General features: G+C 64.3%; 20 protein-coding genes. 8 read left to right on the top strand and 12 right to left on the bottom strand.

Going from position 1 to position 21144, the window contains the following annotated elements; genetic code table 11:
- The first annotated feature begins 23 nt into the window (after positions 1-23).
- Positions 24-557 (top strand): bifunctional 3-hydroxydecanoyl-ACP dehydratase/trans-2-decenoyl-ACP isomerase, encoded by a 534-nt coding sequence (gene fabA / locus NLM15_RS21165; protein WP_254119066.1) that lies wholly within the window; start codon positions 24-26, stop codon positions 555-557.
- A 61-nt stretch (positions 558-618) separates the two neighbouring features.
- Here fabA and NLM15_RS21160 read toward each other — a convergent pair whose 3' ends face one another.
- From NLM15_RS21160 to NLM15_RS21120, 9 genes are all read right to left on the bottom strand, one after another.
- On the bottom strand, positions 619-1074 hold the full coding sequence (locus NLM15_RS21160) for a TfoX/Sxy family protein (protein ID WP_254119064.1): 456 nt from the start codon (positions 1072-1074) through the stop codon (positions 619-621).
- A gap of 203 nt (positions 1075-1277) precedes the next feature.
- Complete coding sequence (locus NLM15_RS21155; RefSeq protein ID WP_254119062.1) at positions 1278-1676, bottom strand: iron-sulfur cluster assembly accessory protein; 399 nt, start codon at positions 1674-1676, stop codon at positions 1278-1280.
- 49 nt (positions 1677-1725) lie between these two features.
- Positions 1726-2097: an SUF system Fe-S cluster assembly protein gene (locus NLM15_RS21150; protein ID WP_008558582.1), complete on the bottom strand. Its 372-nt coding sequence runs from the start codon at positions 2095-2097 to the stop codon at positions 1726-1728.
- On the bottom strand, positions 2094-3341 hold the full coding sequence (locus NLM15_RS21145; protein ID WP_254119060.1) for a cysteine desulfurase: 1248 nt from the start codon (positions 3339-3341) through the stop codon (positions 2094-2096). The genes NLM15_RS21150 and NLM15_RS21145 overlap by 4 nt, the downstream gene beginning before the upstream one ends.
- Entirely contained in the window at positions 3338-4642 is a 1305-nt protein-coding gene (sufD, locus tag NLM15_RS21140; protein WP_254119059.1) for a Fe-S cluster assembly protein SufD, read from the bottom strand. Before sufD ends, NLM15_RS21145 begins: the two co-directional genes overlap by 4 nt.
- Positions 4643-4653: 11 nt before the next feature.
- A complete protein-coding gene (gene sufC, locus NLM15_RS21135; RefSeq protein WP_018641709.1) occupies positions 4654-5406 on the bottom strand; it encodes a Fe-S cluster assembly ATPase SufC in 753 nt (250 codons plus the stop codon).
- A gap of 64 nt (positions 5407-5470) precedes the next feature.
- Entirely contained in the window at positions 5471-6967 is a 1497-nt protein-coding gene (sufB, locus tag NLM15_RS21130) for a Fe-S cluster assembly protein SufB (protein ID WP_028144823.1), read from the bottom strand.
- 113 nt (positions 6968-7080) lie between these two features.
- Entirely contained in the window at positions 7081-8220 is a 1140-nt protein-coding gene (locus tag NLM15_RS21125) for a cysteine desulfurase family protein (protein ID WP_254119057.1), read from the bottom strand.
- A gap of 51 nt (positions 8221-8271) precedes the next feature.
- Positions 8272-9477: an acyltransferase family protein gene (locus NLM15_RS21120; protein WP_254119055.1), complete on the bottom strand. Its 1206-nt coding sequence runs from the start codon at positions 9475-9477 to the stop codon at positions 8272-8274.
- A 44-nt stretch (positions 9478-9521) separates the two neighbouring features.
- Between NLM15_RS21120 and NLM15_RS21115 the strand changes: the two genes are divergently transcribed.
- The gene (locus NLM15_RS21115) at positions 9522-10475 is read left to right on the top strand and encodes a LytTR family DNA-binding domain-containing protein (RefSeq protein WP_254119054.1); all 954 of its coding nucleotides are present in this window, start codon (positions 9522-9524) and stop codon (positions 10473-10475) included.
- A 351-nt stretch (positions 10476-10826) separates the two neighbouring features.
- A complete protein-coding gene (locus NLM15_RS21110; RefSeq protein ID WP_024337874.1) occupies positions 10827-11474 on the top strand; it encodes an alpha/beta hydrolase in 648 nt (215 codons plus the stop codon).
- A 10-nt stretch (positions 11475-11484) separates the two neighbouring features.
- On the opposite strand, the gene NLM15_RS21105 is transcribed toward NLM15_RS21110, so the two are convergent.
- The 3 genes from NLM15_RS21105 to NLM15_RS21095 all read right to left on the bottom strand — a co-directional run bounded on the left by NLM15_RS21105 (position 11485) and on the right by NLM15_RS21095 (position 13696).
- Positions 11485-11808: a multidrug efflux SMR transporter gene (locus NLM15_RS21105; RefSeq protein ID WP_254119052.1), complete on the bottom strand. Its 324-nt coding sequence runs from the start codon at positions 11806-11808 to the stop codon at positions 11485-11487.
- A 10-nt stretch (positions 11809-11818) separates the two neighbouring features.
- Positions 11819-12496, bottom strand: coding sequence for a glutathione S-transferase family protein (locus NLM15_RS21100; RefSeq protein WP_254119051.1), 678 nt, complete (start codon positions 12494-12496; stop codon positions 11819-11821).
- Between the two features lie 96 nt (positions 12497-12592).
- Positions 12593-13696: an anhydro-N-acetylmuramic acid kinase gene (locus NLM15_RS21095; protein ID WP_254119049.1), complete on the bottom strand. Its 1104-nt coding sequence runs from the start codon at positions 13694-13696 to the stop codon at positions 12593-12595.
- 164 nt (positions 13697-13860) lie between these two features.
- Here NLM15_RS21095 and tyrS point away from each other — a divergent pair, with 164 nt between their 5' ends.
- From tyrS to NLM15_RS21070, 5 genes are all read left to right on the top strand, one after another.
- The gene (tyrS, locus tag NLM15_RS21090) at positions 13861-15114 is read left to right on the top strand and encodes a tyrosine--tRNA ligase (protein ID WP_254119047.1); all 1254 of its coding nucleotides are present in this window, start codon (positions 13861-13863) and stop codon (positions 15112-15114) included.
- Between the two features lie 56 nt (positions 15115-15170).
- Positions 15171-16418 carry an MFS transporter gene (locus NLM15_RS21085; RefSeq protein ID WP_254119045.1) on the top strand — a complete coding sequence of 416 codons (1248 nt, stop codon included), beginning with the start codon at positions 15171-15173 and terminating at the stop codon, positions 16416-16418.
- Between the two features lie 220 nt (positions 16419-16638).
- The gene (locus tag NLM15_RS21080; protein ID WP_254119043.1) at positions 16639-17082 is read left to right on the top strand and encodes a DoxX family protein; all 444 of its coding nucleotides are present in this window, start codon (positions 16639-16641) and stop codon (positions 17080-17082) included.
- A gap of 353 nt (positions 17083-17435) precedes the next feature.
- Positions 17436-19130 (top strand): methyl-accepting chemotaxis protein, encoded by a 1695-nt coding sequence (locus NLM15_RS21075; protein ID WP_254119042.1) that lies wholly within the window; start codon positions 17436-17438, stop codon positions 19128-19130.
- Between the two features lie 120 nt (positions 19131-19250).
- Positions 19251-21143 (top strand): LodA/GoxA family CTQ-dependent oxidase, encoded by a 1893-nt coding sequence (locus NLM15_RS21070; protein ID WP_254119040.1) that lies wholly within the window; start codon positions 19251-19253, stop codon positions 21141-21143.
- The last annotated feature ends 1 nt before the right edge of the window (position 21144 follow it).

Here is a 21144-nt window from a genome sequence, read left to right as displayed (position 1 = left end):
ACCCTGCAAAGGACTTCGTTGTCGTGCCCAACAACCCCCACGACTTTCACATACCGCAACCGTCCTACACCAGGGACGAACTGCTGAGATCGAGCGAGGGCGGCTATTTCGGCCCGGGCAACGCGCAATTGCCGGCGCCCCCGATGCTGATGATGGACCGCATCACTGAGATCAGCTTGGACGGCGGCGAGTTCGGCAAGGGCCATATCGTCGGCGAGCTCGACATCGCGCCCCGACACTGGTTCTTCGATTGCCTTTATCGCGGCGACCCGATGATGCCGGCGTCTCTGGGGCTGGACGCCATGTGGCAGGTGATCGGCTATTGGCTCGGCTGGTCGGGCTCACCGGGCAAGGGCCGCGCCATCGGTGTCGGCGAGGTCGAGGTCACGGGATCCATCACACCGGACACGCGGCGCGTACGCTACGAGGTCGCCATGCGCCAGGTCCGGCGCGGCAAGCTGGTGCTCGGAATTGCCGACGGTCGCGTGCTTGCCGATGATGTGTGCGTCTTCGTGGCCAAGGATATGAGAGTTGGCCTGACCAAGGCCGTGGATTGAAGGGCCGTAGGCCGGGCAAAGGCGCGTAGCGCCGTGCCCAACATCTCTCCACACGACGACCTTAACGGTGGGCACGCTTCGCTTTGCCCACCCTGCGAACCGTCTTCTTGACTGCTTTCTTGACCGGCCGCTTCCTGGCGACAGGCTTCTTCTGCTCTGCCTTCTTCGCCGCCGCTTTCTTCCCCTTGGGCCGCTTCTTCACCTTGGCGCGCTGGGCTGCGGCGAGCGCCGCCCTCGCCCATTGCGCAAGCTCCTCGGAATCGTCGAACAGCCGCGCCGGCAGCTCCCAGTAGGAGTTCACCAGCACGGTCTTGGCGCGGGTCGAATACTGGAACGGCTTTGAGCCTTCGGCTTCAAAATCCGGGATGGTCGCCTCATCGGCGCGGAAGAACAGGCCGGCGCGCAGGGCCAGCGCGAAGTTGACGCCGTCGACGGAGATACCGTGGCCGGAGAACATCTTGCGGATGGTGACGGGGCCGAAATCGGCAAACAGGTCGATCAGGAATTCGCGGTCCATGGCCCAACTCTCTCCCAGATGTCGTCCCTGCGAAAGCAGGGACCCATAGCCACAGGGAGAAGTTTAGCGAAGACTGTTCGTCGTACCAGCGTCGGTACGAACACCGCCCATCATCGCGAGATCACGCGGTATGGGTCCCTGCGCCCCGTGCGCAATTGCGCACTAGGCAGGGACGACAGCGGTGTGAGTGGCAAGAGCCAAGCCTACCCGTCGATCTTGGCGGGGCGCAGCTCGACCGACTCGCCGCAGCCGCAGGCGGAGACCTGGTTGGGGTTGTTGAAGACGAACTGGGCCTGCATCTTGTCGGCCTTGTAGTCCATCTCGGTGCCGAGCAGGAACAGCACGGCCTTGGGATCGACCAGGATCTTGACGCCCTTGTCCTCGACGACCTCGTCGGTCGGGCGGACATCGTGGGCGTATTCGACCGTGTAGGACTGGCCGGCGCAGCCGCCGTTTTTCACGCCGACGCGCAAGCCCACGATCTCGGAGTCCGCGCGCTGCGTCAGCTCGCTGATGCGCTGCGCCGCGGCATCCGTCAGCCGCATCACCTGCGGGCGGGGGCGCCGGGGCTTTGGTGTCGAAGCTGGTGTCGCCTGGGTCATGTTATTTATGTGGTCCGTTGCGGAGCGAATTCAATGCGAGCTGAGACCGTCACCACATGTTGAGGACGAGACGGGCCTCGTCGCTCATGCGCTCGGGCGACCACGGCGGCTCCCAGACCACCTTGACGTCGACCACGCCGACGCCGGGAACGCTGGCAACCGCGTTCTCGACCATGGTCGGCAGCTCGCCGGCGGCCGGGCAGTTCGGCGTCGTCAGCGTCATCTGGACGTCGACCGAACGGTCGTCCTTGATCTCGACCTTGTAGATCAGGCCGAGCTCGTAGATGTCGGCCGGGATTTCCGGATCGAACACGGTCTTGAGGCCCGCAATGATCTCGGTGGTGAGACGCTCGGTCTCCTCAGGCGGCAACGCCGACTGGGTCTCCATCGGATTGGCTTTGATTTCGGCCGTGTCACTCATGCGAACAAATCCCGCGCCTTCAAGAGCGCCTGTGCCAGATGATCGACTTCTTCCCGCGTATTATACATGCCGAACGAGGCCCGGCAGGTGGCCGTCACGTTGAACCGCTCTAAAAGCGGCATCACGCAATGGGTGCCGGCGCGCACCGCGATGCCCTGGCGGTCGATCACGGTGGCGACGTCATGGGCGTGGGCGCCCTTGAGCTCAAAGGAGATCACCGGGCCCTTGCCGCGGGCCGTGCCGATCAGCCGCAGCGAGTTGATCTCGCGCAGCTTCTCCTGGGCGTAGGCCGTGAGATCGGCCTCGTGGGCTGCGATGCGCTCCTTGCCGATCGAATTGACGTAGTCGATGGCAGCTCCCAGGCCCACGGCCTCGACGATCGCGGGCGTGCCCGCCTCGAATTTGTGCGGGGGATCGCCATAGGTGACCACGTCGCGCGAGACCTCGCGGATCATCTCGCCGCCGCCGTTATAGGGACGCATCGCGACGAGGTGGTCGTACTTGGCCCAGAGGATGCCGATGCCGGTCGGCCCGTAGACCTTGTGGCCGGTGAAGACGTAGAAGTCGCAGCCGAGATCCTGGACGTCGACAGGCAGATGCACCGCACCCTGACTGCCGTCGACCAGCACGGGAATGCCGCGCGCATGCGCGATCTTCACGACGTCCTTGATCGGGACAATGGTGCCGAGCGCGTTCGACATTTGCGTGATCGCGACCAGCTTGGTCTTCGGCGTCAGCAGCTTCTCGAATTCGTCGACGAGGAAGTTGCCCTCGTCGTCGACCGGCGCCCATTTGATCACCGCGCCATGACGTTCCCTGAGGAAATGCCAGGGCACGATGTTGGAGTGGTGCTCCATGATCGAGATGACGATCTCGTCGCCCGCCTTGATGTTCGGCTCGCCCCAGGACGATGCGACCAGATTGATCGCCTCCGTCGCGTTGCGGGTGAATATCACTTCCTCAGTGCGGGGCGCGTTGATGAACTGCGCCACCTTGGTGCGACCGCCCTCATAGGCTTCAGTCGCGGCATTGGCGAGGTAATGCAGACCGCGATGCACGTTGGCGTATTCGCTCGTATAGGCCTGCGTCATGCGGTCGAGCACGACTTGCGGCTTCTGCGCGGACGCGGCGTTGTCGAGATACACCAGCGGCTTGCCGTAGACCTGCATCGCGAGCGCCGGAAAGTCCTGGCGCACGCGGGCCACGTCATAGGCGCCGTTCTTGACCGCCGGATGCGTGCTCATGACCGACGCTCCAGCCAGCGCTCGGCAATGCCGATCACATGCTCGCGCAAGCCGTCATCGGCGATCTGCTCGATCGCCTCGCCGACAAAGGCCTGGATCAGCAGCGCCTGGGCCTGCTTCTCCGGCAGACCGCGCGCCTTCAGGTAGAACAAGAGGCTGTCGTCGAGCGCACCGGCGGTGGCGCCGTGGCCGCAGGAGACGTCGTCGGCGAAGATCTCGAGCTCGGGCTTGTTGTCGGCCTCGGCTTCGTCCGAGAGCAGCAAGGCACGGGTCATCATCTTTCCGTCGGTCTTCTGCGCGTCGGGACGGACGATGATGCGGCCCTGGAACACCGAATGGGCGCGGTCGTCGATCACCGCGCGGAAGACCTCGCGGCTGACGCAGTTCGGCACGGCATGATCGACCACCAGCGTGGTGTCGCCATGCTCGGTCTTCTGCAGCAGGTTCACGCCGTTGGCGGAGAGCTCGCTGCCCTCGCCTGCCAGCGTGATGAAGCCCTGTAGACGGCTCACGGCCGCGCCCGTGGTCATGTTGAAGAAATTGAGCTTCACGTTGGCGCCGACGGTGACGAACTGCGAGGTCACGTTCACCGCATCAGGCGCATCGTCCAGCAGGCGGATATGCGCGACGTCGGCATCGTCGCCGACCGTCACGAGCACGGCGTCGTTCACCTGGTAGGCCGTGGCACCGGCCGCAACGAAGCTCTCGACGATGGTGGCGCGAGCACCCTTCCCGATCGCGACCTGCGAACGGGTGAAGGCCGACGCGGAAGCAGCGGTCGCGATATGGATGATCTGGATCGGCGCAGACAGCTGCGCGCCATCGGCGATATCAAGCACGACACCGTCGGTCGCCATCGCGGCATTGAGTGCGATCACGGCATCGGTGGCTGCGGTCTTCAGGAGACCGGCATCCTTTTCCAGCGCCTCCCGCGACGCCTTGAAGCCAACTTCAGAGGCCAGCGCCTTGACGTCGGAGAGATCGGACGCGAATACGCCGTCGACCAGCACCAGCTTACGAGCGCCGGCGATCGCATGCGCCTTCACGGCGTCCGCGGCGCGCTTCAGGGCAGCCGCATCGGGCGCGGCTGCCAGCGGCAACACCTCGCCGACCAGCGCGCGCAGGTCGGTGTATTTCCATTCCTCGATCCGGCGGTGCGGCAGGCCGAGACGCTCATAGCTCTCGAACGCCTCGCGGCGCGCCGCGATCACGGAAGGCGAACCCGGCAGGCGGCCCTCGGCGCTGGCGAACAGATCGCTCACCGCGCGGCCATTTCCGGTCTTTGCCACAGCAACGTTCATCGCAAAATTCCTTACGCGGCATCCTCGAACTGGGCATAGCCGGACGCTTCCAGTTCCAGCGCCAGATCCTTGCCGCCGCTCTTCACGACACGGCCCTTCGACATCACGTGCACGAAATCGGGCACGATGTAGTTGAGCAGCCGCTGATAGTGGGTGATCACGACCATCGCGCGTCCCGGCGAGCGCAGCGCATTGACGCCGTCGGCCGCGATGCGCAACGCGTCGATGTCGAGGCCGGAATCCATCTCGTCGAGGATGCACAGGCTCGGCTCGAACAGCGCCATCTGCAGCACCTCGTTGCGCTTCTTCTCGCCGCCGGAAAAGCCGACATTGACGCCGCGCTTGAGCATGTCCTGCGGGATGTTCAGCGACTTCGAGACCTCACGGACCTTCTTCAGGAAGTCCGGGGTCGAATATTCGCTCTCGCCGCGGGCCTTGCGTTGCGCGTTCAGCGCGGTGCGCAGGAAGGTCATGGTGGCGACGCCGGGAATCTCGACCGGGTACTGGAACGCCAGGAACACGCCCTTGGCGGCGCGCTCGTCGGGATCCATCTCCAGAAGATCCTCGCCCTTGAACAGGATCTGGCCGTCGGTGACCTCGTAGCCGGGCTTGCCGGCGATGACGTGGGAGAGCGTCGACTTGCCGGAGCCGTTCGGCCCCATGATCGCGTGCACCTCGCCCTCGTTCACGGTCAGCGTCAGCCCGTGGAGGATCTCACGCTCCTCGACACGAACCTTCAGGTCTTTCACTTCAAGCAAAGCCATCTTGGTGTCCAGTCTATTCAAAATGATGCATGGAGCGCCGTAGCGCACCGCTAGGGGTCGGCGATCAGCCGACTGACCCTTCAAGCGAGATCGAGATCAGCTTCTGCGCTTCCACCGCGAATTCCATCGGCAGCTGCTGAAGCACGTCCTTGACGAAGCCGTTGACGACGAGGCCGACCGCCTCCTCCTGCGAAAGACCGCGCTGAATGCAGTAGAACAGCACGTCTTCGGAGATCTTCGAGGTCGTCGCCTCGTGCTCGAACGTCGCCGAGGAGTTCTTAGCTTCGATGTACGGCACCGTGTGCGCGCCGCATTTGTCGCCGATCAACAGGGAATCACAGGCCGTGAAGTTGCGCGCGCCAGTCGCTTTCCGATGCGCGGTAACCAGACCGCGATAGGTATTCTGCGACTTGCCGGCGGCGATGCCCTTGGAGATGATGCGGCTCGACGTGTTCTTGCCGAGGTGAATCATCTTGGTGCCCGAGTCGACCTGCTGGAAGCCGTTCGAGATCGCGATCGAGTAGAACTCGCCGCTCGAATTGTCGCCGCGCAGGATGCAGCTCGGATATTTCCAGGTGATCGCCGAACCGGTCTCGACCTGGGTCCAGGAGATCTTGGAACGATCGCCGCGGCAGTCGCCACGCTTGGTGACGAAGTTGTAGATGCCGCCCTTGCCTTCCGAGTTGCCCGGGTACCAGTTCTGCACCGTCGAATATTTGATCTCGGCGTCGTCATGCGCGACGAGCTCGACCACGGCGGCATGAAGCTGATTCTCGTCGCGCTGCGGCGCGGTGCAGCCCTCGAGATAGGAGACGTAGGAGCCCTTGTCCGCGATGATCAGCGTGCGCTCGAACTGACCGGTATTGCGCTCGTTGATGCGGAAATAGGTCGACAGCTCCATCGGGCAGCGCACGCCCGGCGGCACGTAGACGAACGAGCCGTCGGAGAACACCGCCGAGTTCAGCGTCGCGTAGAAATTGTCCGAGGTCGGAACCACCGATCCCAGATATTTCTGCACCAGCTCGGGATGCTCGCGGATCGCCTCCGAAATCGGCATGAAGATCACGCCGGCCTTCTTCAGCTCCGCCTTGAACGTGGTCGCAACCGAAACCGAATCAAACACCGCGTCGACCGCGATCTTGCGGCGGGCCGGGTCTTCCTCGCCGGGCTTGGGCTCGACGCCTTCGAGCATGGCGACTTCCCGCAAGGGGATGCCAAGCTTCTCGTAGGTCTTCAGGATCTCCGGATCGATCTCGTCGAGCGAGGTGACCGTCTTCTTCGGCTTCGGCGCCGCGTAGTAATAGAGATCCTGGAAGTCGATCTTGGGATAATCGACGCGCGCCCAGGTCGGCTCGGTCATGGTCAACCAGCGCCGATAGGCCTCAAGCCGCCACTGGAGCATCCAGGCGGGCTCGTTCTTCTTCTGCGAGATGAATTTTACGATCTCTTCCGACAGCCCCTTGGGGGCCTTCTCGGAGTCGATCAGGGTCTCAAACCCATAACGATACTGGTCGACGTCGATGCGCTTCACGCGCTCGACCGTCTCTTGTACGGCTGGCATTCCATCCTCCGCTCGCGGTTTCAAGGACCGCGGTGGATCAAACTCAAACGACTATTACGATGTTTTTCTGCGGAAAGCACGTGCTTAGAACCGTTCAAGCCGTGTTTCGTCGCTTAGCCTCTAAGTAGGGTATTACCAAGCTTTCGCCAAGCCTCTAACGCCCTATTGATATCATCTGGTTCCGTGGACCAGCCCAGACTGAGACGCACCGCTCCTTGGGCAATGGTGGCATCATACCCCATAGCCGACAGCACGTGGGACGGCTGGACCTTGCCGGAGGAACAGGCGGAACCTGAGGAGACGGCGACGCCTTCCAGGTCGAAGCCGATCACGGCGGTCTCTGCCTTCAGGCCCGGCGCGGTGAACAGGACCGTGTTGGGCAACCGCTTCACGTCGTCCGCGAAGACCGTCCCGCCCGCAATGGCGCAAATGCCATTTTCCAAGCGTTCCCTGAGGGTTACCATGCGCTCCGCATCCTCCGGCAGAGCCTGAAGCGCTACTTTCACAGCCGCGCCGAATCCGGCAATGCCTGCGACATTCTCGGTTCCGGCGCGGCGGTTCAGCTCCTGCCCGCCGCCCCGCAGCACTGGCTCCAGTCCGGTAATTCCCTCGGCCACGACCAGTGCGCCGATGCCCTTGGGACCGCCGATCTTGTGTGCAGAAAAGGTCGCAAGGTCCGCGCCTATAACCTTAATATCGAACGGGATTTTCCCCAGCGCCTGGATTGCATCGACGTGCAGGAGGCCTCCCGCCTCGTGGATGATCCCTGCAGCCTCCGCGACCGGCTGAATTGCACCTGTCTCGTTGTTGGCGGCCATGATGGAAACCAGGGCCGGCGGGCCGTCGCCGAGCAGCGCCTTCAGATGGTCGAGGTCGATGACGCCGGCGCGTGTGACCCGGATCTGGCTGATTTTGTCGGCCGAGAACCGGCCGCCTGACAGCACCGACGCATGCTCCACTGACGAAACCAGAAGCCGCTCAACCGGGCCGCCGGACCGGCCCCGCAGGCCCGGCGACAGTGCCAGCGCGTTGGCCTCGGTGCCCGCGGAGGTGAAGACGACGTTGCGCGGCAAGGCGCCCACGGCCGCTGCAAGCCTGGCCCGGGCGTCCTCGACCAGCCGGCGCGCCTCGCGCCCCTCGGCATGAACCGAGGACGGATTGCCGATCAGTTCGTAAGCGGCCAGCATCGCTGCGCGCGCCTCGGTGCGCAGCGGCGTGGTCGCATTCCAGTCGAGATAGACACGGCTCGGCATGGCGCCCTCTTAGCACCTTTTGCCATCGCGCCAATCGGCAGCCGCCGCACATCAGGCCGGCTGTTGCTGCGCGATCCCGGCGACGGAACGGGGCACCGTCCGCAGCCCGAACAGCGGACGCAGCCAGGCGACGCGCCGCGCGATCTCGTAACTGACCACACAGGTCAGCGCGGTGGCTGATATCACGACGGCGGCCTCGCTTCCGGCAGACAGCCCGCTGCCCCGCAGTGCGTGCGCGATCATGATGATCGCGGTCTGATGCACGATGTAATAGGGAAAGATCGCATCGGTCAGATAGCGGCGCACCGGGCCATCGGCCGTCAAATGGCGTCGCGCAAAACCGAGGACCGCGGCCATCGCGACCCATTGGTAGCAGCCATAGGCCGAGCCGGCGAACCATCGCAGCATCGGCGACCGCGGGAACAAGCCGGCATAAATGAGGATGAAGACGGCGAAGCAAGCGGCTGCAATCATCAGCGCCATCCAACGTTGCCGTTCGATGTCGCGCCAGATGCCGTCCTCGCGTGCAAGCAGGAAGCCGATCAGGAATGCGGTCGCATAGTCCGCGTGGTTGTACCAGTCGCCGAACAGCGCATGCGTCGACGGGAAGATCGGCGACAGGAACAGCCGCCAGGCTGCAAACAACAGGCACGGCAGCACGAGCAGCCATGGCCCGGCGAGCGCGGCCGCCAACCTCTCGCCGATCCAGTCCGCGGCCGCCGGCCACAGGGACAGCACGCCAACCAAGGCGATGGTGTAGACCCAGAGATAGACGATGAACCAGAGATGGTTCCAGGTCGGCTGCACGATGCACGGGTTCGGACAGAACTGTGAGCTGAACGCCAGATAGTGCTGCAGGTAGAAGTCGGCAAAACCTGCGGGATAGCCGAGGCTCTCGACGATCTGGAGGTACGACTGCGGCGGCACGATCACGAGCATGCCGAAGATCAGCGGGATCAGCAGCCGCGCGGACCGGGCGCGCGCGAAGGCGGCGAGCCGGTACTTGCCCAGAAACTTGCCCAGCATGAAGCGGCTGGCGACCCCGGAGACTAGGAACAGCAGCGACAGCCGCCACGGATTGAGCACCAGCATCACCGGCTCCAGCCAGGTCAGCCGGTGCTCGCTCTTGATGTGAAATCCCCAGGACACGTAGAGCATGCCGACGTGGTAGAAGATCAGGAGCCCGAAGGCTAAAATCCGCACCCAGTCCAGATCGATGCGTCGTTCCGGGGTCGAAATTTGCTGCGGTGCTGACATGGTTCTCTGCTCCTTGACGGGACGACAAACGCGGTTTTCGGGCCATGACTGACGGCCAAAATGCTCCCGAAACGGAGCGCGTCGAGACGGTTTGGGATCAGAGCCGACCGCGAGGGGACGAGGCGTCGTCGTCCGGGACAAGCGGTTGGCTCGCCGGGATCAACGGCGGCGACTGGACGACGTTAGGTGCGATTGCGGCCATCGCGCTCGCCATCGGCATCGTCAATGCGCTCTCCGGCGCACAGGACGCCGCCTGGCGCGGTGACAGCAGCGATGTCGGCCGGCGACTATTGTGGGAGCTGACGAGCATCATCGTCATCCTGTTGCTCGTGCCGATCCTGATGCTGTCCGTTCGGCGCATGCGCCGGACGACGGGACTGGCGGCGCAAATCGGAATCGGTGCCGTCGCGCTGCTCGGTTTCTCGGCCCTCCACATCACCGGCATGGTCGGGCTCCGGAAATTCATGCTCTGGCTGGTCGGCAGCGCCTACGACTTCCATTTCTCGCTGGCGGTGGTCCTGTACGAGTTCCGCAAGGACGCGGTGACGGCATTGCTGATCGGGGCAACGCTCTGGCTGATCGAAAGCCGTCGTGAGCTGCGAAAGGCGGCCCGCGCGGCCCTGTCCATGCCAGCCGCTCCGCTGGAGCAACCATCCCCCGATCTGATCTGGCTCCGGGACGGAACCAGCCGCATTCGCGTCGCACCGCGCGACATCCTGTGGGTCGCCTCCGCCGGAAACTACATCGAATACAGCCTTGCCAACGGCACCCAGCACCTGATCCGGGGGACGCTTGCCGCGACCGAAAGCGAGCTCGCCCGCTTCGCCATCGTGCGCGTTCACCGGACGAGGCTTGCCAACCTCGACCGGGTGAGCGGCGTGGACTTCAAGCCGTCAGGGGATTTCGAGCTCACATTCGACACCGGCAAGACGCTTGGGGGCAGCCGCCGCTACCGGCCCGCGGTCGCCTCGCTCGGAGGCCGCACCGCGCCTGCGTGAATCGCCTCCCGGATCGCCCGGCAGCCAATAATCAATCGTGATTCCAATTGGTTGCCGCAACAGCGCTGAGCTTAACCGTCCCCCCGCTCGATCCACACCGTTATTGGCGTGACACCGGGATGACCGGCTAAGCTCCTGAGTCCATTGACGGATGTCGAAGATGCTTGCTTTTTGCCCCGCAGCCTATGTTAGAACGCGGCCGTCAAGTCACCGCGCGCCAATCGCGCATCACCGCGAGGCGCACGGCCTTCTCACCCTTCCATTCGCGCTTTCGTCGGCATCTGCCGATGAGGCCACAATCGGTTGATTGCCAAGGACGTGCTCTCCAGCCAATCAATCCAGAGATCATCCATGCCTGAAGTTATTTTCACTGGCCCTGCCGGCCGTCTCGAAGGCCGCTATCATCCGGCCAAGCAGAAGAACGCGCCGATTGCGATGATCCTGCATCCGCATCCGCAGTTTCACGGCACGATGAATCATCAGATCGTGTACCAGTGCTACTACGCGTTTGCGCATCGCGGCTTCTCGGTGCTGCGCTTCAACTTCCGCGGCGTCGGCCGCAGCCAGGGTTCGTTCGACCACGGCACTGGCGAATTGTCGGACGCGGCGGCCGCGCTCGACTGGGCGCAGACCATCAATCCCGAAGCGCGCGCTTGCTGGGTCGCCGGCTTCTCCTTCGGCGCCTGGATCGGCATGCAGCTTCTGATGCGCCGCCCCGAGGTCGAGGGTTTCATCTCGATCGCGCCGCCGGCCAACCTCTATGACTTCTCGTTCCTGGCGCCCTGCCCGTCCTCTGGGCTCATCGTGCATGGCGAGAAGGACGCGGTGGTGCCGCCCAAGGACGTCAACACGCTGGTCGAGAAGCTGAAGACGCAGAAGGGCATCGTGATCGACCAGCAGATCATCCCCGGCGCCAACCACTTCTTCGACGCCAAGCTCGAGCCGCTGATGGAAACCATCACGGCGTATCTCGACATGCGTCTGGCCAACGTGCGCTGAGGCGCACGGGTCAAGCCAGCTTGAGCGCGGCGATTCCCATCAGGACGAGCGCGATGCCTGCAAGCTTCATCGCGCTCAAGGTCTCGCCGAACAGCACGACGCCCATGACGAAGGTGCCGGCAGCACCAATGCCGGTCCACACCGAATAGGCGACGCCGACCTCGAGCACCTTCAAGGAACGTCCGAGCAGGACAACAAAGGCCGCGAGCAGCACGAGCGAAACGATGCTCCAGCCCACCCGCGTGTAGCCTTCGGCATATTTCATCGAGATCGCCCAGCCGACATCGAGCAGGCCTGCGATCACCAGCATCAGCCAGGCCATGGATGGCGACATCGGCGTGCGCTCAGGCCGCGAGCTTGAGCAGATGCGCGTCGTGACGCACGAGGAAGGCGCGCAGCAATTGCGGATAGTCCGCGCCAACCGCGGTGCGGACGCTCGGACGTCTTGCAAGCTCCGCCCGCCACGCGCGCACCTTCGGCAGATCGCTGAAAATGCCAAGCTCGATCAGCTCGTCGAACAGATCGAAATAGCGGAAGACGGGTGCGAACACCGCGTCGACCAGGCTGAACCCACGCCCCGCGAAATAGGGACCCGCGCCGAGCGCGGCTTCGACGCGCGCGAATTTCGCCGCCAGCGCCTGGCGCTTGCTTTCGAATGTCGCCGGATCGGTCGTGGTCTCCAGCCCCCAGAGGTCGCCGAGGATCGCCGAGCCGAACTCCATCCAGGCGCGGTGCTCGGCACGCTCTAGCGCATCCGCAGGATGCAGCCTCGCGCCGCCCTGCGTCTCCTCGATGTACTCGCAGATCACGTTGCTCTCGAACAGCGCGACCTCGCCCTTGTCGGTCGTCACCACCAGCACCGGCACCTTGCCGAGCGGCGAGAGTTTCAGGAACCAGTCGGGCTTGTTGGCGAGATCGATGTCGACCCGCTCGAACGGCACGCCCTTCTCTTTGAGCGCGATCACGGCACGCTGCACGTAGGGGCAAAGCTTGTGGCTGATCAATTTGAGCGAAGCGGTCATGACAAAGATCCCGGCAGTTTGATGCAACTGCATTCAAGATAGATGCACTTGCATGCACCTGTCAAGATCAATGCAACTGCATCAATCAGCCGGACCTCAGGGCCGCGCGATCACCCCGCCCGTCATCGGCATCGGCACGCCCGTGGTAGCCGGATAGGACAGCGGCAGGCCTTTCAGGCCGCGGGCGGCGAGGAAGCCGAAAGCCTGCGCCTCGATGGCATCGGAGGCCCATCCGAGCGTCTCGGCGGCCTCGACGGTGGCCGATCCCACCCGTTCCCGCAGCATCCGCAGCATGGTGAGGTTGCGTGCGCCGCCGCCGCAGATGATCCAGCTCCGCGGCCGGCGCGGGAGTAACGGAATGATGCGGGCGATTGCGGCCGCGGTGAAAGCGGTGAGCGTCGCCGCGCCATCGGCCGGCTGGACATCGCCAAGCCTCAAGGCAGCAAAGTCGTTGCGGTCGAGCGATTTCGGCGGCGGGCTTGCGAAGAACGGCAGCTCCAGCGCCCGTGCGATCCAGGCCTCGTCGACCTTTCCGAGTGCGGCGAACTTTCCTTCCGCATCGAACGCCTGGTTCATGGTGCGGTACATGAAGTCGTCGAGCAGCGCGTTGCCGGGCCCGGTGTCGCAGGCGATCAGCGTGTCGTTGCCGTCGATATAGGTGATGTTGGAGACGCCGCCGATATTGACGACGACAATCGGCCCTTCCCGCTCCAGCGATTGGACGAGCGCCCGATGGTAGACCGGCACGAACGGCGCGCCCTGCCCGCCCGCCTCGACGTCGGCGGCGCGGAAATCATGCATCACGGGGATATGGATCGCCTTGGCCAGCGCCGGCGCATCGCCGATCTGCACCGTCAGCCGCCGCTCGGGGCGGTGCAGCACGGTCTGGCCGTGGAAGCCGACGATGTCGATGTCCTCCGGCTTCATCCGGTTCTGGGCGATGAAGGCAGCCACAGCCTCGGCATGGGCCAGCGTCACCGCGCGCTCGGCCTCGGCGAGAACGCCCGGGCGGGCATCGCGTCGCGGCAGGTGCACGGCCTCGCTCAGCGCCTGGCGCAGCACATTGCGCTCCGCCGGGCCATAGGGCCGGTAGCCGGACGGTCCGAACGCCTTCACCTGCTTTCCGTCGGTTTCGATCAGCGCGACATCGACCCCGTCCAGCGAGGTGCCGCTCATCAAACCGAGTGCCGTCAACATCATGGATCAGCGTCCTCAAGAGACCCCCTCCGGCATGCCGATCTTGTGCCAGAGGGACACATCTTATAATGCCACAGGCAAAGTGGCGGGTGGCAATCGAGTTCCCACGGAAGACCCTTAAATTGCTCCCAAAACAGTAAACCAAGAATTGTCAGGCACGCCGACAGATGACTGCATTTAAATCGGATTTCCTCAACACCCTGCAGGAACGTGGATTCATCCACCAATGCTCCGATTTCGAGGGGCTGGACGCACTCGCCGCCAAGGGCGAGGCGACCTGCTATGTCGGCTACGATTGCACCGCCCGGTCGCTGCACATCGGCAACTATCTGACCATGATGATGCTGCACTGGCTGCAGCAGTCCGGCAACAAGCCGATCACGCTGATGGGCGGCGGCACCACCATGGTGGGCGATCCCTCCGGCAAGGACGAGACGCGCGCGATGCGCACCGTCGCCGAGATCGAGGCGAACAAGGAATCGATCCGCGGCGTGTTCGCAAAGGTGCTGCGTTACGGCGAGGGCAAGAGCGACGCCGTCATGCTCGACAATGCGGAGTGGCTGACCAAGCTCAACTGGATCGAGATGCTGCGCGACGTCGGCCGGCACTTTTCGGTCAACCGCATGCTGACCATGGATTCCGTGCGGCTGCGCCTCGAGCGCGAGCAGGAGATGAGCTTCATCGAGTTCAACTACATGGTCTGCCAGGCGTACGACTTCGTCGAGCTCGCCAAGCGCACCGGCTGCAAATTGCAGATGGGCGGCTCGGACCAGTGGGGCAACATCATCATGGGCGTCGATCTCGGCCGCCGCATGGGCACGCACCAACTGTTCGCGCTGACGACGCCGCTGCTGACCACGGCGTCCGGCGCCAAGATGGGCAAGACTGCGCAGGGCGCGGTCTGGCTCAACGCCGACCAGTTCTCGCCCTATGACTTCTGGCAATACTGGCGCAACACCGAGGACGCCGACGTCGGCAAATTCCTGAAACTGTTCACGACGCTGCCGATGAGCGAGATCAGAAAGCTCGAGGCGCTCGGCGGCTCCGAGATCAACGAGGCCAAGAAGGTGCTCGCCACCGAAGCGACCGCACTGCTGCACGGCCGCGACGCGGCCAACGAGGCAGCCGAAACCGCGCGGCGCACCTTCGAGGAAGGCGCGCTGGCCGAAAGCCTGCCGACGGTGGAAATTCCGCGCGGTGAGCTGGACGCCGGCCTCGGCGTGCTCAACGCCTTCGTCAAGGCAGGGCTCGTTGCCTCCAACGGCGAGGCACGTCGCCAGATCAAGGGCGGTGGCCTGCGCGTCAACGACGAGCCCGTCACCGACGAGAAGATGGCGCTGCTGGCGGCCAATCTGACGCCGGAGGGCGTGATCAAGCTGTCCTTCGGCAAGAAGAAGCACGTCCTCATCAGGCCTGCATAGGCGTATGAGCTTTTGATGCTTGTCAGGGCGCGCAGATGCGCGCTCCCTGACGAGCAATGGATCAGAACACGCCCAGGGAACAAATCGCGGGTGATCAACGGAGCGCCGTGCGAACCGCGCTCGTGGTGCTCGCGCTCTGCTTCACGCTCGCGGTGCTCGGTCGCGGCCTGAGCGAGAGCTTCACGGTCTTCCTCAAGCCGATCTCCGAAAACTTCGGCTGGGATCGCGCGCAGGTCGTCTCGATCTATTCACTGACCTGGCTCATCAGCGGACTGACGGCGCCGCTGGTCGGACGTCTGTTCGATCATTCCGGACCGCGCATCGTCTACGCGCTCGGACTGTTCCTGCTCGGCTCGGCCTTCCTCATTGCAGCGCACGCGCAGGCGCTCTGGCAATTCCAGCTCTCGATCGGACTCTGCGTCGGCATCGGCGTCGCCTTCATCGGCAATGTGCCGAACTCGATCCTGCTCGGCCGCTGGTTCGGCCCGAAGCTGCCGACCGCGATGGCGGTGGTCTATTCGGCGATGGGCGGCGGCGTGCTGGCACTGCTGCCGGCCTCGCAGCTCCTGATCGACCATCTCGGCTGGCGCGAGACCTATCAGCTGTTCGGCCTCGCCGCCCTGGGCCTGCTGGTGCCGCTCATGCTGCTGCCGTGGCGGACGTTCGCTTCGGGCTCGCCGCATGTCGCGAAGAAGACCGATCCGCATTTCGTCGACAACGGCTGGACGCTTGTGAGCGCGATGCGTCACCACGCCTTCTGGGCGCTGTTCTCGACCTTCTTCTTCACGGCGGTCGGCATGTATGCGATCGCCGCGCAGATCGTCGCCTATCTCATCGACGCCGGCTTTCCGCCGCTCCAGGCCGCGACCGCCTGGGGTTTTTCCGGCGTGGTCCTGGTGTTCGGCATGCTCGGCGTCTCCGCGCTCGATGGGCTGATCGGGCGCCGGCCGTCGGTGCTGCTCAGCTACGCGATCTCGATCATCGGCATCGCCCTGCTCTGGCTGCTTCAGTATTATCCAAACATCATCCTGCTCACCGGATTCGTCGTCTGCTTCGGCAGCATGATGGGCTCGCGGGGCCCGCTGATCACCGCGACCGCGATGAAGATCTTTCGCGGCAAGCGCGTCGGCACGATCTTCGGCACCATCTCGATCGGCAGCGGATTGGGTTCGGCATTCGGCTCATGGAGCGGCGGCCTCATCCACGACGTCACGCACGGTTACAATCTCCTGCTCGTCTTCGCACTTGCGAGCGTGATCCTCGGAATGATTCCATTCCTGATTGTCCCCGCCTTGCGGGAGTAGGTCTCCCCGACGTAACCTGCACCCCTCGACGTCACCGGAAAATTACGGACGACATGCGAGAGCCGCGTGCGAAAAAAATCCGGCGCAACCGGAGTGAAGGGACAAACTGCGGTGTTTTGTCCTACATGACGAAAATGTCAGCGCGGAATCAATCGCAGGTGGCTTGCGAGGCCGAACTGAATACGTTCCAAGTCGCGCATTGGATGGAGGGCACAAACCAATGAACTTTCCCTATCTCACTCGCTTTCAGCCGGTTCTCTTGAGCCTGTTTCGCTTCATCACCGGCCTCTTGCTGTTCCAGTACGGCATCGCCAAGCTGTTCAAGTTCCCGCCTGTACCGATGTTCGCCAAAGTCGAACTGATGTCACTTTACGGCGCGGCCGGAACGCTTGAACTGGTGATCGGCGGGCTGCTGATGATCGGCCTTTTCACTCGCCTCGCCGCTTTCATCCTCTCGGGCGAAATGGCCTTCGCCTACTTCATGGGACACATGCTCAAGGGCGAAACACCGGTGCTCCTGCCGCTGCTCAATGGCGGCACCGCGGCGATCCTGTTCTGCTTCGCCTGCCTCTACCTGTCGGCCGCCGGCGGCGGTCCGATCAGCGTCGATGCTGCGATGGGCAAGGAAAGCGGTTCGACCGGCGGCGCGTTCGCGCGGCGCTGACGCACGGCGCACAAGTAACGGATGGCACCGGCGCCTTGCCGGTGTCATCTACCGCGAGCCCAGGACGTTCCAGATGAGAACGAGGGCCGCGACCAGCAGCACGGACATGATGAGGCGGTGAACGAATCGGTTCATGGCCGCTCCGGCAAGGCTGGATAATTTCCAAAGTTCAGGATCGATCTTCTCCAGCGCGTGGACTGGCCTGCGCCGAGGCGTGTCGGTTTGCCTGCACGGTTGCGCATAGGGCTGCGAACGCACGCGCGCGCGGCGGGCCGCCGCATGCCTATATTCATGATTAGTAAGAACTTCATGCTACCGATGCGAGCAATAACAACCATTTCGTAGAGGCTGCGATGAAGCTGCTGAGCCATCTGAAGATCCGCACCAAGCTTGCCAGCATGGTCTGCCTCGCGGCTCTCACAGTCACAGCCATCATCGCGGTATCGGCCTTCCTCAGCAAGAGCCGGATGATGGAGGATCGGGTCCAGCAGATGAAGACCGCGGTCGACATGCTCTACAACCTCGCCCAGTCGGTTCAGGACGACGTCACCGCCGGCAAGCTGACGCAGGCCGAGGCCAAGGCCCAGTTCCACATGCGCGGGCGGCGCATGAGCTTCAACGGCGGCCAGGGCTATCCCGTCGTCTACAATCCCGACACCTCGCTGCTCGTGAACGGCGCCAATCAGCAGCTCGAAGGCAAGATCACCGGCGCGAAAGACTCCAACGGCGTGATGATCGCCGACGCGATCATCAACGTCGCCGCCCAGAATGCCCAGGGCGGCGTGACCTCCTACCTCTATCCCCGCCCCGGCCAGACCGAGGCCGTGCGCAAGACCGTGTTCGCGCGCAAGTTCGCGCCCTGGGATGCGACGATCAGCTATGGCCTCTATGTCGACGACATCGACGCCGATGTGCGCGCGCTGACGCTCGAGCTCGCCGCAATCGGCGTCGGCCTGATGTTGCTGATGGCCACGCTGTCCTGGCTGATCGCTCGCGACGTGCTGAGCGCACTCGACCGCCAGAAGAGCCGGATGCAGGAAATCGCCGACGGCGCCATCGACAAGCCGGTCGAGGAAACCGATCGCGGCGACGAGATCGGCCGCATGGCCGAGACCCTCGAAGTGCTCAGGCAGACCGCCCTGACCGCGCGCACGCTCGAAGCCGAGCAGGTCGCCACCAAGACCCGCAGCGAGCAGGAGAAACGTGATGCCTTGATCTCGCTCGCCGATCGCTTCGATGCGTCCGTGGGCCAGCTCGTCGGCCTGATGGCCTCGGGCTCCGGCGAGCTGGAGACCACCGCCCAGTCGATGTCATCCACGGCCGAGGGCACCAACCGCCGCGCCGCCGTGGTCGGCTCCGCCGCCACCGAGGCCAGCCAGCGCGTCCAGACGGTCGCCGCCGCAGCCGAGGAGCTCTCCTCCTCGATCACCGAGATCAGCCGCCAGGTCGCGCAATCCGCCGAGGTGACCGGCCGCGCCGTGGACAGCGCCCGCCGCACCGACACCATCGTCCGCGCGCTTTCGGACGGCGCCCAGCAGATCGAGCACGTCGCCGAGCTGATCTCCAGCATCGCGGCGCAAACCAATCTGCTCGCCCTCAACGCCACCATCGAGGCTGCGCGTGCCGGTGAAGCCGGCCGCGGCTTTGCCGTCGTCGCCTCCGAGGTGAAGTCGCTTGCGAGCCAGACTGCGGAAGCCACCCGCGAGATCGGCGACAAGATCGCCCAGATCCAGGGCGCGACCAAGGAAGCCGTGGACGCGATCGGCGGCATCACCGCCACCATCGAGGAAGTCAGCCGCATCGCCACCTCGATCGGCGCGGCCATCGAGGAGCAAGGCGCCGCTACCGCCGAGATCGCCCGCAGCGTCTCGCAGACCGCTGAGGCGACCAAGGAGGTCACCACCAATATCGGCGGCGTCAGCACGGCGGCGAACGAGACCGGCAACGCGGCGGGCATGGTGCTCGCGGCCGCCAGCAACCTCTCCAAGCAGGCCGAGCAGCTCTCCGGCGAGGTCGGCACCTTCCTGGCGGGCGTGCGCGCCGCGTAGCCCACGCGCCGCAAACCACATCGTGCGCGTGTCACGAACCGGACACACGCAAAGATAGATATTTCTGTTGACGCTTCCTCTGGCGCAGCCTTCAATGCCGGCGCCAAAGGGAGGACGTCAATGAGCGATGACATTGTTCGCGCCGTGATCTATCCGGCGATCGGCGTTGCACGAGTTGGCACCAGCCGGAACGAATGGTTCGTCGGCCCGGAAACACCCGATCCGGCTCCACTTCCCGTCGGCTCCTATCGCGATGCGACGGGCGCGCTGAAGCGACAGGCGGCGCGTTTCCGCATCTATGGTGTCAACGCTTCCGGCGAGATCGTCCGCGAGCTGACGGGCGCGGACCAGACCGCCGATGTCACGTGGCACGTCGAACTCGCGAACACCAAGGCCGCCTGGTACGGATTCCAGCTGGCCCTGGATGTCCCGGAGGCTGCCTCTGCAATGCCGACCACGCTTCGCAATGCCACGGTCGCCGACCGGACCCAGCTCGCAATCCGGCCTGGTCCCCGCAGCGTTGCGGGCCGCAATGCGAAGGCCAAGGCATTCGATACCGGCCAGTTCATGGGACGCACCGTCTATCTCGGTGAGATCTCCACCGATGCGGACGCACGCTTGATCGTATTGGGCGGACACGGCGTCTCGGCATCCGCAAACGGGAGCTGGGCCATCACGTTCGCCAACAACGAAGGCTGGTTCGACGACGTGTCCGACGGACCGGTCACGGCCGAGGTGACCTTGTCCGGCCGAAAGCTCGAGGTCACCCCCGCCTGGGTCGTCGTGGCGCCACCGGATTACGGGCCACTCCGCAAATCCGTGCGTACGATGTGGGATCTCATGCGCGACGTCGCGGTGACGGCGAGCATGCTGACGGCGCCGCAGCGTCCCTCCTTCACGAACGACATCCTGCCGATCCTGCAACGCATGAATGGCCTTCAGTGGGTGAACGCCGCGTTCGCCGCCGCCTTCGGATGGGCCGGCGCCTTCGATCTCGTCTCGCCGCAGGCCCTCGCCCGATTGTCCAGCGCCGACGACAGCGAGAAAGAGTTGCGGCGGACCATCGCCAACACGTTTCGCCGCTTCGACGTCGATTCATGGTCGCCCAAGCCGTGGCCGTGGCTCTATGGCGATGCCATGAACATCCCGCCGGCGCCGACGCCACGGCAATATGCTGCTCTGACCGATCTCCAATTGTCGATGCTGATGCAATGGGCGGGCGGCGATTTCGATGCGGATTTCGACCCGGCGCACCAGCCCCCGCAACGGATAGAAGACGCGCCCTTGAAAGATCAGGGCGACTTGCTGACGCGCGGCGCGCTGGAGTTCTGCCTTGCCGATGCATTTCACCCGGGATGCGAGATGACGTGGCCGATGCGCAGCGCGACGCTCTACATGGCTGCGTTCCGGATCGCGCACGCTCCGCCCGGCTGGATCGCGCCGGATCTCGGGCCGATCCTCAACCTGGATGGCGCGCAAATTCCCCACGGGCCGCTGGCCGGACAACAGGCCGGGGACATCACCCGTTGGATGGCCGTTCCCTGGCAGACCGATACCGCCAGTTGCCGCAATGGCTACGACAAGACCTACGATCCCTATGCGCCGACCTTCTGGCCCGCACGCGTGCCGAATGAAGTGCTGACGGTCGAGAACTATGACATCGTGATGGACCCCAAACAGCCGATGGAAAGTCGCAAGGCGGCGTTCGCGGCCCGGGCCCGCTGGATCGCGCCGCTCGGCAGGACCAGCTACACCGACCAGATCAACAACATGATCGCGGGCTTCGACCACCTTGGCGTGGTCGAGGCGCGACCGGGGCCCAAGGATACGGATCAATTTCCGTCCGTGATCGAGGTCGAGGATCAGCACAAGCCGATTCCGGATGTCATCCCCGCGACCGGAGCGGTGCGCGCTCAGCTGGCCGCCGCCGGCCTGTCACGCGCAGACGTCGACATTTCCGGCATCGAGAAGGTCCGCCGCTATCCCGGCGGACTCCCCGTTCACCTCAAATAGC

Origin of the sequence: Bradyrhizobium sp. CCGB20 (genome assembly GCF_024199855.1) — a bacterium.
Taxonomy (GTDB): Bacteria; Pseudomonadota; Alphaproteobacteria; order Rhizobiales; family Xanthobacteraceae; genus Bradyrhizobium.
The sequence above is the reverse complement of the archived record's forward strand: the minus strand, read 5'-3'. Positions and strand labels throughout refer to the sequence as shown.